General features: G+C 72.8%; 12 protein-coding genes. 10 read left to right on the top strand and 2 right to left on the bottom strand.

All coding sequences use genetic code 11. The features are described 5' to 3' along the window. The first annotated feature begins 338 nt into the window (after nucleotides 1-338). Together ACH5AR_RS12690 and ACH5AR_RS12685 are read left to right on the top strand one after the other, a co-directional pair. The gene (locus ACH5AR_RS12690) at nucleotides 339-1,436 is read left to right on the top strand and encodes a GAF domain-containing sensor histidine kinase (RefSeq protein WP_396301660.1); all 1,098 of its coding nucleotides are present in this window, start codon (nucleotides 339-341) and stop codon (nucleotides 1,434-1,436) included. Then, entirely contained in the window at nucleotides 1,429-2,085 is a 657-nt protein-coding gene (locus tag ACH5AR_RS12685; RefSeq protein WP_396301381.1) for a response regulator, read from the top strand. Before ACH5AR_RS12690 ends, ACH5AR_RS12685 begins: the two co-directional genes overlap by 8 nt. A 943-nt stretch (nucleotides 2,086-3,028) precedes the next feature. Here ACH5AR_RS12685 and ACH5AR_RS12680 read toward each other — a convergent pair. Further along, nucleotides 3,029-3,832, bottom strand: coding sequence for a hypothetical protein (locus tag ACH5AR_RS12680; protein ID WP_396301380.1), 804 nt, complete (start codon nucleotides 3,830-3,832; stop codon nucleotides 3,029-3,031). A 150-nt stretch (nucleotides 3,833-3,982) separates the two neighbouring features. Here ACH5AR_RS12680 and ACH5AR_RS12675 point away from each other — a divergent pair, with 150 nt between their 5' ends. From ACH5AR_RS12675 to ACH5AR_RS12645, 7 genes are all read left to right on the top strand, one after another. After that, the gene (locus ACH5AR_RS12675) at nucleotides 3,983-4,774 is read left to right on the top strand and encodes an ABC transporter ATP-binding protein (RefSeq protein WP_396301379.1); all 792 of its coding nucleotides are present in this window, start codon (nucleotides 3,983-3,985) and stop codon (nucleotides 4,772-4,774) included. Nucleotides 4,775-4,895: 121 nt separating this feature from the next. Then, on the top strand, nucleotides 4,896-5,318 hold the full coding sequence (locus ACH5AR_RS12670; RefSeq protein WP_396301378.1) for an NfeD family protein: 423 nt from the start codon (nucleotides 4,896-4,898) through the stop codon (nucleotides 5,316-5,318). A gap of 10 nt (nucleotides 5,319-5,328) precedes the next feature. Next, nucleotides 5,329-6,378, top strand: coding sequence for an SPFH domain-containing protein (locus ACH5AR_RS12665; RefSeq protein WP_396301377.1), 1,050 nt, complete (start codon nucleotides 5,329-5,331; stop codon nucleotides 6,376-6,378). A gap of 183 nt (nucleotides 6,379-6,561) precedes the next feature. Continuing rightward, a complete protein-coding gene (locus ACH5AR_RS12660) occupies nucleotides 6,562-7,320 on the top strand; it encodes a sulfite exporter TauE/SafE family protein (protein ID WP_396301376.1) in 759 nt (252 codons plus the stop codon). 62 nt (nucleotides 7,321-7,382) lie between these two features. Further along, entirely contained in the window at nucleotides 7,383-7,562 is a 180-nt protein-coding gene (locus ACH5AR_RS12655; RefSeq protein WP_396301375.1) for a DUF1272 domain-containing protein, read from the top strand. A gap of 38 nt (nucleotides 7,563-7,600) precedes the next feature. Next, nucleotides 7,601-7,906: a 4a-hydroxytetrahydrobiopterin dehydratase gene (locus ACH5AR_RS12650; protein WP_396301374.1), complete on the top strand. Its 306-nt coding sequence runs from the start codon at nucleotides 7,601-7,603 to the stop codon at nucleotides 7,904-7,906. Nucleotides 7,907-8,001: 95 nt separating this feature from the next. Continuing rightward, nucleotides 8,002-10,038: a PQQ-binding-like beta-propeller repeat protein gene (locus ACH5AR_RS12645; RefSeq protein WP_396301373.1), complete on the top strand. Its 2,037-nt coding sequence runs from the start codon at nucleotides 8,002-8,004 to the stop codon at nucleotides 10,036-10,038. An 81-nt stretch (nucleotides 10,039-10,119) separates the two neighbouring features. Here the strand turns inward: ACH5AR_RS12645 and ACH5AR_RS12640 are convergent, their stop codons facing one another. Further along, complete coding sequence (locus ACH5AR_RS12640; protein ID WP_396301372.1) at nucleotides 10,120-10,650, bottom strand: HNH endonuclease; 531 nt, start codon at nucleotides 10,648-10,650, stop codon at nucleotides 10,120-10,122. A 292-nt stretch (nucleotides 10,651-10,942) separates the two neighbouring features. On the opposite strand from ACH5AR_RS12640, the gene tyrS reads away from it, so the two are divergent. After that, nucleotides 10,943-12,208, top strand: coding sequence for a tyrosine--tRNA ligase (tyrS, locus tag ACH5AR_RS12635; RefSeq protein WP_396301659.1), 1,266 nt, complete (start codon nucleotides 10,943-10,945; stop codon nucleotides 12,206-12,208). The last annotated feature ends 432 nt before the right edge of the window (nucleotides 12,209-12,640 follow it).

Genomic DNA, 12,640 nt, shown 5'->3' with positions numbered 1-12,640 from the left:
GGGGGGCGTGGGGGGGCTGGGGGGCCCCCGGCCCCCCCCCCCGCCCGCCCCCGGGGGGCCGCCCCCGGGGGGGGGGGGCCCCGCCCCCCCCGCGGGGGGGGGCCCCCCCCCGGGGGGGCCCCCCCCGCGGCATGACCGGCGGCCCCGACGAGGCCGGGGACCTAGGTCTGCGGGCCCGGGCCCGGGGCGGCCGCAGGCGGACGCGGAGCCTGCGGCGGCGGCGGTAGTTTGGCGGTATGCCCAGCACCACCGGAGACCACCGGGCCCACCACGGCCCCCTGCCCGCCTGCGAACCGTGCCTGGCCGGGATCGAGGCCGTCAGCCAGGCGCTGCTCGCCATGAGCCGGCACCTGGAGGTCCGCGAGGTGCTGCGCCGCATCACCGCCTCCGCCCGCGGCCTGCTCGGCGCCGAGTACGCGGCCCTGGGCGTGCCCGACGACCACGGGGGCTTCGCCCAGTTCGTCGTCGACGGCGTCACCGACGAGCAGTGGCGGGCGATCGGCCCGCTGCCCCGCCAGCACGGCGTGCTCGCCGAGATGCTGCACGAGACCGGCCCCACGCGCCTGTCCGACGTCCGCAGGGCACCCGCCTTCGAGGGGTGGCCCGCGGCGCACCCCGACATGGACGCCTTCCTGGGCATGCCGATCCTGGACACCGACGCGGCCGAGGACGAGCCGCAGGTGATGGGCGTCATCTTCCTCGCCAACAAGCGCGGCGGCGGCCTCTTCACCGACCACGACGAGGAACTGCTGCGGATCCTCGCCGCGCACGCCGCCCTCGCCCTGTCCAACGCCCGGCTGTACGAGCGCAGCCGGGAGCTGACGCTGGCCGGCGAGCGGGCCCGGATCGCCCACGACCTGCACGACGCCGTCTCGCAGAAGCTCTTCTCGCTCCGGCTCACCGCCAAGGCGGCCGCCAAGCTCGTCGACCGCGACCCGGACCGGGCGCGCGCCGAGCTCGCCGAGGTCGCCCGGCTGGCCGCCGAGGCCGCCGACGAGCTGCGCGCGGTCGTCGTGGAACTGCGCCCTGCCGCCCTGGAGGAGGACGGGCTCAGCGCCACTCTCGCCTCACAGGTACAGGTCCTGGACCGGGCGCACACCGCCGACGTCGCCTTCGCCGCCGACGGAGTCCGGGCGCTCCCGCCCGCCCAGGAGGCGGCGCTGCTGAGAGTCGCCCAGGAGGCGCTGCACAACGCGCTGCGCCACGCCGGCGCCCGCCGGGTCACCGTCAGCCTGGCCGGGACGCCGGCGCGCGGGGCGGTGCTGCGGGTGCACGACGACGGGCGCGGCTTCGACCCGGAGTCCGTCCGGCGAGCCGGCCGCCACCTCGGCCTGGCCTCGATGCGCGACCGCGCGGCCGCCGTCGGCGGCACGCTCACCCTGGAGTCGGCCCCCGGTCGGGGGACGCTCGTCGAGATGGAGGTCCCCGGTGCCTGAGAGCACACCGTCGATCCGTGTCCTGCTGGTCGACGACCACCAGGTGGTTCGGCGCGGGCTGCGCACCTTCCTGGAGGTCCAGGACGACATCGAGGTGGTCGGGGAGGCCGCCGACGGGGCGGAAGGTGTGGAGCGGGCGCGTGAACTCGACCCGGACGTCGTCTTGATGGACCTCAAGATGCCCGGGGCCGACGGCATCGAGGCGCTGCGCACGCTCAAGGGCGAGGGCAGCCGGGCCCGGATCCTGATCGTCACCAGCTTCACCGAGCACCGCACGATGGTCCCCGCACTGCGGGCCGGCGCAGCCGGGTACGTCTACAAGGACGTGGACCCGGAGGCTCTGGCCGGGGCGATCCGTTCGGTGCACGCCGGTCACGTCCTGCTCCAGCCCGAGCTGGCCGAGGCCCTGCTCTCCGACGAGGGCCCGCGTGCTCCCCAGGGCCGCGGCGGCACGCTCACCGAGCGCGAGCGCGAGGTGCTCGGCCACATCGCCGACGGCCGCTCCAACCGGGAGATCGCCCGCAGTCTGCACCTCTCGGAGAAGACGGTGAAGACCCACGTGTCCAACATCCTCATGAAGCTGGACCTGGCCGACCGCACCCAGGCGGCGCTCTGGGCCGTCCGGCACGGCGAGGCGCGCGAGGGGTAGCCGCCGGGGGGCGCGGGCAGGTGGTGCGGACGCCGTGCCGATCGGCAGGTTTACGGCGGCGGTAGGCGTCAAACGGCCGCCCGGCATGTGTCTTTCGGCAGGGTCAGCCCGAATTGGAGTGATGTCCCGTCAGTCACCCATGCCAGGCTGAGCATCGACACCGATCCCGAGGGAGGGCCGGATGAATGCGACACTCAGTGAGTGTGGGTTCGGCGTGCTGGTCCACGAGGCCGAGTTGAGATGCAGCCTGTTCGACGAAGCTGCCGCCCCCGTGCCGCGGCCTCAACCGCTCACGGCTGGCGGAGGCCGAGAGCCGGAGTCGCACGGACCGCTGCCCGGGCGTCAGGAGCCGGGCACGGGTCGAGACAGGGACGCCTATGGGCCGGAGCTGTTGAGGCGCCGGCTCCGGATGCGTCGCTGGCAGTTCAACCTGGCGCGGGAGCGTGAGCTGATCCCCGAGCCGGACCTCGACAACGGCATGTGGTCGGCTCTCGTTGAGGCACAGCTGAACGCCCGTGCGGAGGAGATCGTCCTCACGCTGGGCGCCGTGCCACCGGTGGGGGCAGCCAAGGCGGCCACGGTACTGAGCCACACCACCGGTCTGCCGGTGATCGCCGAGGACGTCAGGCGGCTCGCCGCCGCGGGGGAGCTGCACCCCTGCAGCGGATTCCGAGGCTGGCCGACGTACAGCAGGGAGGCGTTGGCCGCCGTTCCGGACGTCGCGGTGGAACAGGCTGTCGCGGAGCGCATGCGCAAGGCCGCGGCTACGGCACAGGCTGCGGCCGCGGCGCTGGAGCAGCGGTTGTCCGCCGACGTCTCGGGGCGGCCCCAGTGCGGACTGGCGTCCGGGCCGGGGCCGACCGGCCCGGACGCCGGGCCCGATGGCAGACGGGCGGGCGCCGAGGTGACGGTGGTTGCCGCTACCACCGGGGCCCAGCACCTCTCAGCGGTCGTCTCGCTCGTCGACGAGGGCGTTGTAAGCGGCTACCTGGGCGCGCCGGGCAGTGCGCCTCAGCGGCGCCAGGGCGGACTGGCGGGCGGCCATCTCCGAGGCGCTGACGGCGGCGCCGTGCCCGCCGGAGGCGATCGCGAGGAGGGCGGACACCTGACGGGCCGACTCCAGGACTCGGACGGCCCGGGGCGGGTAGCCGGGGGCGAGGAGCTCGCTGTGACCGCGCCGACGGTAGGCGTCGAGGGCCCGCATGGCCTCGGGGCCGGCGCCGGCCACGTCGAGCCGGGTGAGCATGACGGTCGCCTCCCGCAGGCCGTCCGCCAGCTCACGCTCGGCCTCGTGCAGGGACGGCACGTCCGCCGGCGGTGTGTCGTTGACCTCATGGCAGCGCCACAGCACGGTGGCCGAGCGATCTCCGACCGGGCCGTACACCTCCACCTCCGGAACAAGCCCGAGCGGTGTGCCCACGGCCAGGACGGCCTCGCCCGTACTCATGGCGAGCTCGTTGAACGCATGCGGGCCGGTAAGACCGAGCGGATGCCCGGCTGAGGGAAGTGCGAGACGCAGGCCCTTGACGCCGAGCACCCGCAGCCGCCCGAGTGCCCAGGTCAGCCCGTGCTGGTCCTCGGGCCCGTCACCAGGCAGACCAGTGACCCTGTGGAGCTCATCCGCGCCCAGGACGGCCGCGGCTGCGTCGTCCGGCGGCACCAGCCTCGCCAGCAGGGCGTTGCCCCAGGCGGTGAGCCGCCCCGAACGGGGCTCTTCGTACGGATTGTCGGCAGGAGTCGCGAGCATCCGGCCAGCCTACGGAATCGGCGGTCATCCGCGTGGCGTAGGTTTGCCCATGCGTGTGCGGCGCACCCACCCCGTGCCCACCGGCTGCCGGAGTAGGCTCGCCGCCCGCACCGACGGCCGAGAATCTTGTTTTTTGGGGAAGGCATAGGCATGAGCGACGTGCTGGAGCTGGTGGACGTATCCGTGGTCCGGGAGGGGCGCGCGCTGGTCGACCAGGTCTCGTGGTCCATCTCCGAGGGCGAGCGTTGGGTCATCCTGGGCCCGAACGGCGCCGGCAAGACCACGCTGTTGCAGATCGCCTCCTCGTACCTCTTCCCGACCTCGGGCAAGGTCACGGTGCTGGGGGAGAAGCTCGGCGAGATCGACGTGTTCGAGCTGCGCTCCCGTATCGGCCTGGCCGGCGCCGCCATGTTCGACAAGCTTCCGGCCGAGCAGACCGTGCTGCAGACCGTCCTCACCGCGGCGTACGGCATGACGGTCACCTGGCAGGAGATCTACGAGCAGTCGGACGAGGGCCGTGCGCTCGCCCTGCTCGACCGCCTCGGCATGGCCAACCTCACCGACCGTAAGTTCGGCACCCTCTCCGAGGGCGAACGTAAGCGCACCCTGATCGCACGCGCCCTGATGACCGACCCCGAGCTGTTGCTCCTCGACGAGCCCGCCGCTGGCCTGGACCTCGGCGGCCGCGAGGACCTGGTCCGCCGCCTGGGCGCGCTCGCCCAGGACGAGTTCGCCCCGGCGATGGCGATGGTCACCCACCACGTCGAGGAGATCGCGCCGGGCTTCACCCACGTCCTGATGATCCGCCAGGGGAAGGTGCTCACGGCCGGCCCGATCGACACCGAGCTGACCGCCCGCAACCTCTCCAAGTGCTTCGGCCTGCCGCTGACCCTGGAGCGGCACGGAGACCGCTGGTCGGCCCAGGGACTGCCGCTCGGCTGAGGCCCCGTCTGTCCGCCCGACCGGAAGGCCGTCGGGAACCGGTCGCACGCGCGACCGGTTTCCGCCCCTCGACCTGCGGGAACTGTCCGCCTCGTAGGCCTTCGCTCCCTAGGATGGACACGTGGACAGCTGGATCTGGTGGCTCCTGGCCGCCGCAGGGCTCGGCATACCGCTGGTGCTCACCGCGATGCCGGAGTTCGCCATGTTCGCGGTCGGGGCGCTGGCCGCCTCGGGTGTTGCCGCACTGGGCGGGGGCGCGGTCCTGCAGACCCTGACCTTCGTCCTCGTCTCGGCCGCCCTGGTGGTCTTCGTCCGGCCGATCGCCTACCGGCAGCTCCGGACCGGCCCGCAGGTCAAGATGGGCATCGAGGCGCTCCAGGGCGCCACCGCGGTCGTCGCGGAAACCGTCGACGGGGAGGGCGGGAGGATCAAGCTGAAGGGCGAGATCTGGTCGGCCCGGGCGCTCCACCCGGACCAGGTGTACCAGCCGGGGCAGCAGGTCGACGTCGTCGAAATCCAGGGCGCGACCGCCCTGGTCGTCTAGGGGAGAGTCCGTGGAACCCGTCCTTATCGTTTTGGTCGTCCTGGTCGTGGTGGCCTTCATCGCGCTGATCAAGACGATCCAGGTCATCCCGCAGGCCAGCGCCGCGATCGTGGAGCGCTTCGGCCGCTACACCCGGACGCTCAACGCTGGGCTGAACATCGTCGTCCCGTTCATCGACCGCGTGCGGAACCGGATCGACCTGCGCGAGCAGGTCGTGCCGTTCCCGCCGCAGCCGGTGATCACCCAGGACAACCTGGTCGTCAACATCGACACCGTCATCTACTACCAGGTGACCGACCCCCGGGCCGCTACTTACGAGGTCGCCAGCTACATCCAGGCGATCGAGCAGCTGACCGTCACCACGCTGCGCAACATCATCGGCTCGATGGACCTGGAGTCCACCCTGACTTCGCGCGAGGTAATCAACGCCGGCCTGCGCGGCGTCCTGGACGAGGCCACCGGCAAGTGGGGCATCCGGGTCAACCGCGTCGAGCTGAAGGCGATCGAGCCGCCGACCTCCATCCAGGACTCGATGGAGAAGCAGATGCGCGCCGACCGCGACAAGCGCGCCGCGATCCTCACCGCCGAGGGCCAGCGCCAGGCGCAGATCCTCAAGGCCGAGGGTGAGAAGCAGGCCGAGGTGCTCAAGGCCGAGGGTGAGGCGCAGGCCGCGGTCCTGCGCGCCGACGGTGAGGCGGCCGCGATCCGGACGGTCTTCGAGGCCATCCACGACGGCGACGCCGACCAGAAGCTGCTCGCCTACCAGTACCTCCAGACGCTGCCCGAGCTGGCCAAGGGCGACTCCAACAAGCTCTGGATCATCCCCAGCGAGGTCGGTGACGCGCTCAAGGGCCTCGGCGGCGCCTTCACCGGCCTGACCGGCAACGGCGGGGCCAACGGCGGCGCCGTCGCCGCGCCGAGTGTCCCGCAGACGACCCCGGCGGCCACCCAGGTGCCGCTGGACCCGGCCTCCGGCCCGCGGCCGGTGGACACCGAGAAGGGCGCCGCCCGCCCCCGGGTGGACCCGTCCCGGGAGTACCCGAAGATCGACCCGGAGTGACCGCTCCAACCGCGCTCCGTCGAGGGCCCGCCGCCGGGAGGCTGCGGGCCCTCGGCCTTCCCGCGGCGGTTCCGGAGCGACGGCGGCAGGGTGACGTGCGTCCCGAATCGTGGGCGGGTCTGGTCGGCCCGCGGGCCCGTCCGGCATGATCCCCTCGGACAGGACCGAGAGGAGAGGTGACCCATGACGCTCTGGGAGTCGATCGCCGTCCTGGTGGCCGGCGTCGGCGCCGGGATGATCAACGTCATCGTCGGGTCCGGAACGCTGATCACATTCCCGGTCCTGCTCGCCGTCGGCCTCCCACCGGTCACCGCCAACGTGTCCAACTCCTTCGGCCTGGTGCCCGGTTCGCTCAGCGGCGTGATCGGGTACCGCCGCGAACTGGCCGACCAGAGCCGCCGGGTGCTGCGTCTGGGCATCGCCTCGGTGCTCGGCGGGCTGCTCGGTGCACTGCTGCTGATCAAGCTGCCGAGCGGAGCCTTCGACGCGATCGTCCCGGTGCTGATCCTGCTCGCACTCGTCCTGGTGGTGGTCCAGCCCCGGGTGGCCAAGGCCGTCGCCGCCCGCCGCCGCCCCGGCGGCGATCCGGACGGCAGCCCGGTGCTGCTGGTCGGGGTGTTCCTGACCGGCATCTACGGCGGCTACTTCGGCGCCGCCCAGGGCGTGCTGCTGATGGCGCTGATGGGCATGCTGCTGCAGGAGGACCTCCAGCGGATCAACGCGGTGAAGAACGCCCTGGCGATGGTCGTCAACGCCGTCGCCGCGCTCTTCTTCCTCTTCACCTCGACCGTGAACTGGGCCGCCGCCGGGCTGATCGCGGCGGGCTCGCTGGTCGGCGGCCTGGTGGGCGCGAAGGTCGGCCGCCGCCTGCCGCCGACCGCGCTGCGCGGTGTCATCGTCGTGGTCGGGCTCGTGGCCGTCACCAAGCTGCTGTTGAGTTGAACGGCTGTCTGATCGTCAGGCTGTCGGGCCGTCGGAACACCCGGACATCGGAGGAGTACGCCATGGCCCTGGAGATGCGGACGAGCTGCGAGCGCTGCGAGGTGTCGCTGACCGCGGACGGCCACGCCTCGATATGTTCCTACGAGTGCACCTTCTGCCCGGACTGCACCGAGGCCATGGCCGGCAGCTGCCCCAACTGCGGCGGCGAGCTGGTGGTCCGTCCGCGTCGGAAGGCGGCCTGACAGCGGAAGCCCGGACCGAACCCACCAGGAGCGCGGCGATGAGCAGCAGGGCACGGCTGAACGAGGACGAGATCACGGCGGCCCTGGCGGCGCTGCCCCGGTGGACGCGGGAGGGCGACAGCATCGTCCGGACCGCCGAGGCTCCGGGCTTCCCGGCGGCGGTCCGGGTCGTCGTCGCCGTTGCCGAGCACGCCGAGGCGCTCGACCACCACCCCGACATCGACATCCGCTGGCGCACCCTGCGCTTCGTGCTCTCCACCCACAGTGCCGGCGGCCTCACCGGCCTGGACTTCACCCTCGCCGCCCGGATCGACCAGGAGCTGAGCGCAGAGTCGGCGGCCTGACGCCGGGTGGGCGGACGCCGGGGCAGCCCCCGCCCACGGGCGTGAGATGCTGACTGCCGCATCGGCAGGCGGGCGGCAGTGGAGGGACGGAACGGATGGCGCAGGAGCCCTTCGGAGACGCCCACTCCCAGCACACGTGGCCGTCGCAGGGCCACCCGGACCAGCAGTACTCCGGGTACGAGGGGTACTCCGTGCCGCAGCAGGCTTCGCAGTGGCAGCCGCAGCCGGGCTACGGCTCGGCCGGGCACGGGCAGCAGCCGCCGTTCGGCCAGGACGGCTACGGGCACAGCGGTGACGAGCAGGCCGGTTCCGGTTCCGGTGCCGGCCAGGACGGCTACGGGTACGCCGGGGACGGGTACGCCGGGACCAGCTACGCCGCGAACGGGTACGGCGAGAACGGCTACGCGGGGAACGGGTACGGCCAGGGCGGCCACGGCCTGACCGGCTACGTCGAGGGTGCCTACGTCCAGAGCCCGTACGGCGGCCAGGAGCAGTACCAGCCGTACCCGCAGGACCAGCCCTACGTGCCGTACGCGGCGCCCTCGCAGCCCGCCGAGGAGCCGCTGTACGTCCCGGCGGGCGCGGAGTACTCGGCGGACGGCTACGTGCACCTGGACGAGGTCGAGCCGGCGTCCGCCCCCGTCCCGGAGCCGTCCGCGGAGACCCCTCCGACGCAGGGATCCGAGCCGCAGACCGGGCCCGGCGGGCGGTCGAGGGCCGCCGGGCGGCGCGCGGCCGGGGGCGGTAAGGGCTCCTCGGAGGCCTTGGGCTCCTCGCTCTCCGCCAGGGCCCGGAAGGCCGCCGACGTGGTGCTGACCGGGGAGCACGTCCCTAGCCGCAAGGCCCTGCTGATGCGGACCGGCGCCGGGGTGGCGGCCCTGGGGGTGCTGGTGGCCGCCGGGCTGATGGTCGGCGGCGAGGGCGGCGGCAGCGCGGCGGCGAGCAGCGGCGGCGAGCCGGGCTTCGCGGTGGCGCACACCCGGGCATGGGCCGCGCAGCCCGCCGCGGCCGCCGCGGCCGGGGGCGACGACACGCTGATCGGCAGCTGGCTGCTCGCCGACGCGGTGGTCCGGGCCGACGGCACCGGGGTGCACGCCTACGACCGGGCGGGCGGCAAGCCGGCCTGGTCGGTGGAGCCGCCGGCCGCCGGGGCCGTCCCGTGCGGGCTGTCGGCGGGGGTGAACCAGGCCGGCCTGGGCGCGGCGCTGTTCCGTCCGCAGGCCGACCCGAAGAGCCCTTGCACGCTGGTGGTCGCGGTGGACACCAAGACCGGCCGGACCGCCTGGACCAAGAGTCTCTCGGACGCCAAGAGCGCGTACGCGGCCCGGGTCGGCGTGACCGAGGACAAGGTGGTCGCCGTCGGCGACGACCGGGCCCTGGCCTGGGAGTCCGCGGACGGCAAGGACGTCTGGCAGTACACCGGGCAGGGCAGGTTCTGCACGCTGTCCGGCGGCGTCAGCGGCAAAACCGTGTTCGTCGCCTCCACCTGCGCCGATTCGACCCCAGCGGACCAGGCCGTCGCGCTGAACACCGCGGACGGCAAGGTCGGCTGGTGGCGGGGCCTGAACAACCGGCCGAAGACGGTGACGGTGCTGTCGGCCGAGCCGTCCGTGGTGCTCACCACGGGCCAGAAGCCCGAGGACGACCGGGTCCTCGCCTGGGGCACGGGCGGTGACCCGGCAGCCGAGATCCCGGTGGTCGCCGACGGCGGTCGGCTGGACGTCGGCCACGGTACGTTTTCGGCCACTCCGGGCGCGTACTTCGAGGGCCGCACGATGGTCACCACCCTGACTCCGCAGAACGGCGGGGGACCGGTGGAGGCGGTCGGCTACGACCTGGACACCGGCAAGCAGCGCTGGAAGGCGCCCACCGCCGCCAAGGGTGCCGTCCGGGCGGTCGGCATCGACGGCGGCTCGCTGGTGCTCGCCGCCGACGAACGCCGTGACCAGCCCGCCCGGCTGAGCCGGTTCCCGCTGGCGGGCGGCCGGGAGGCGACCGGGGGCGACTTCCCGGTCGGCACCGGTTCGCTGCTGGTCTCCGGACGGGTGCTCATCGGCGGCGGCCAGGTGGTCGTGGTGCCCGAGCACGCGACCAACTACGGCACGGCGGCGGGGTACCGGGCGAAGAATTGACGCCCTCCGCCCGTCCCCCCGGGCGTCTCCGCCTGACGGGGGTGCCGCCCGGAAACCCACCCCTGCCGTCCGTACGCCGCCTCAGGCCGCGGTGACGGGCCGACCCGGAACGGCCGGCAGCCAGTCGGCGAGGTCCCGGACCTCCGAGCCGCGCAGCCCGAGCGCCAGCATCAGACTGGCCTGCGGCGTCGGCACGAACGGACGCCGCAAGAGCGTCATCCCGGCCTGCTCCGGGGTGCGGTCCGCCTTGCGCTGGTTGTCCTCCGCGCACGCGGCCACGGTGTTCATCCAGCTGTCGGCGCCCCCGCGCGACCTGGGCTGGAGGTGGTCCACCGTGGTGGCCCGCCGCCCGCAGTACGCGCACAGGTGCTGGTCCCTGGCCAGGACGCCCCGCCGCGACCACGGAGCCTGTTGTCGGAACGGCACCCGTACGTACCGTTGCAGTCTGATCACCCGTGGCACCGGGACGGCCACACCCGTTCCCCGGATCGAGCGCAGCGGATGCGCCTGCTCCACCACCGCCTTGTCCTGGAGCACCAGGACGACGGCGCGCTGGAGCGACACCGTCGTCAGGGGCTCGTAGCTCGCGTTCAGAACCAGCGTGTTGCGCACTCGGCACACCCTTCCCGCGGGCGTGCCACGGCGGCACGACCGTCTCCCCACACGTCACTGCCGCCGCACGGCGGTGGAACCACTCTGAATGGGCCCGTAGCCGTCGAACAACGGAATTTCCGGTGTCGGGGAGGGGCCCGGGAAGGCCGCCTGCCCGACCGCGCTGGGCGCCTCGGGGGAAACTCGCTGGCCGGAACCGCGTAGGCTCTATCAGGCTGGAGTCGTTCCACCCCGGGCCCGACCGAACCGGGCCGGCACAGGGCGGACGCCCGATCGAAGGAGAAGCGTGACCGTGACGGACATCGTCGACGAGCTGCAGTGGCGCGGGCTGATCGCCCTGTCCACTGACGAGGACGCACTGCGCAAGGCGTTCGCGGACGGCCCGGTCACCTTCTATTGCGGCTTCGACCCGACGGCCCCCAGCCTGCACCTGGGCAACCTGGTGCAGATCCTCACCATGCGCCGCATCCAGCAGGCGGGGAACCTCCCGCTCGGCCTGGTCGGCGGCGCCACGGGCCTGATCGGGGACCCGAAGCCCACCGCCGAGCGCGTGCTCAACGACCCCGAGACGGTGGCCGGCTGGGTCGAGCGCCTGCGCGGCCAGATCTCGCGCTTCCTCGACTTCGAGGGCCCGTACGCGGCCCGCATGGTCAACAACCTGGACTGGACGTCCGGGATGTCGGCGATCAGCCTGCTGCGTGACGTGGGCAAGTACTTCCGGGTCAACAACATGATCGCCAAGGAGGCCGTCGCCCGACGGCTCAACTCCGACGCGGGCATCAGCTACACCGAGTTCAGCTACCAGATCCTCCAGGGCATGGACTACCTGGAGCTGAACCGCCGCTACGGCTGCGCCCTGCAGACCGGCGGCAGCGACCAGTGGGGCAACCTGACCGCCGGCACGGACCTGATCCGCAAGGCCGACGGCAAGTCCGTCCACGCGCTGGCCACGCCGCTGATCGTCAAGGCCGACGGCACCAAGTTCGGCAAGACCGAGTCCGGCACGGTCTGGCTCGACCCCGAGCTGACCACCCCGTACGCCTTCTACCAGTTCTGGCTGAACGCGGACGACCGGGACATCCCCACCTTCCTGCGGATCTTCAGCTTCCGCTCGAAGGAGGAGATCGAGGAGCTGGAGCGCGAGACCGCCGAGCGTCCCGCGGCCCGCCTCGCCCAGCGCGCCCTCGCCGAGGAGCTCACCACGCTGGTGCACGGCGCGGAGCAGTACGAGCGTGCGGTCGCCGCGTCCAAGGCGCTGTTCGGCCAGGGCGACCTCGCCGACCTGGAGGCGCCGACCCTGGCCGCCGCCCTGGCCGAGGTCCCGAAGGCCGAGGTCTCCGAGCTCCAGACGGTGGTCGACCTGCTGGTCGCCGTCGGACTGTCGCCGAGCCGTTCGGCCGCCCGCCGGACGATCAAGGAGGGCGGGGCCTACCTCAACAACGTCAAGGTGACGGACGAGGAGGCGGCGCCGACCGAGGCCGACCTGCTGCACGGCCGCTGGCTCGTGCTGCGGCGCGGCAAGCGGAACCTGGCGGCGGCGGAGCTGGTCGCCGGCTGAGCCCGACCGAAACACACCTGCTCTGAGCTGCGGCTTTGAGCCCCGAGGGCCGGATCTGGACAGATCCGGCCCTCGACGTTTGACGACGTCGTCCGGGTGGCCTAGTGTTGAACGAGTCGCTGGAGCGGACACCCCACTCAGCAAGACCCACTCTCACGCCCTGGTCCCCATGAAAATGGGTCCCTTGGCGTTCCCGTCGGCGGGTGAGCGTGAATTTCGAGTGACACTCGGAATGCGCTAATGTGGTGGACGTCGCGAAAGCGGCCCCGACCAGTTCGGGAAGTCGGAATGAAGGAAACTCCGGAAAACGGAGCGGAAAGCGTCTGATAAACTGGGAACACGAAAGAACGAAGCCCGGAGGGCCTGCCGGAAGGCGGCGCGAAGGAAGCGTCCGTTCCTTGAGAACTCAACAGCGTGCCAAAAGTCAACGCC

Origin of the sequence: Kitasatospora sp. NPDC018619, from assembly GCF_044391605.1 — a bacterium.
Taxonomy (GTDB): Bacteria; Actinomycetota; Actinomycetes; order Streptomycetales; family Streptomycetaceae; genus Kitasatospora.
The sequence above is the reverse complement of the archived record's forward strand: the minus strand, read 5'-3'. Positions and strand labels throughout refer to the sequence as shown.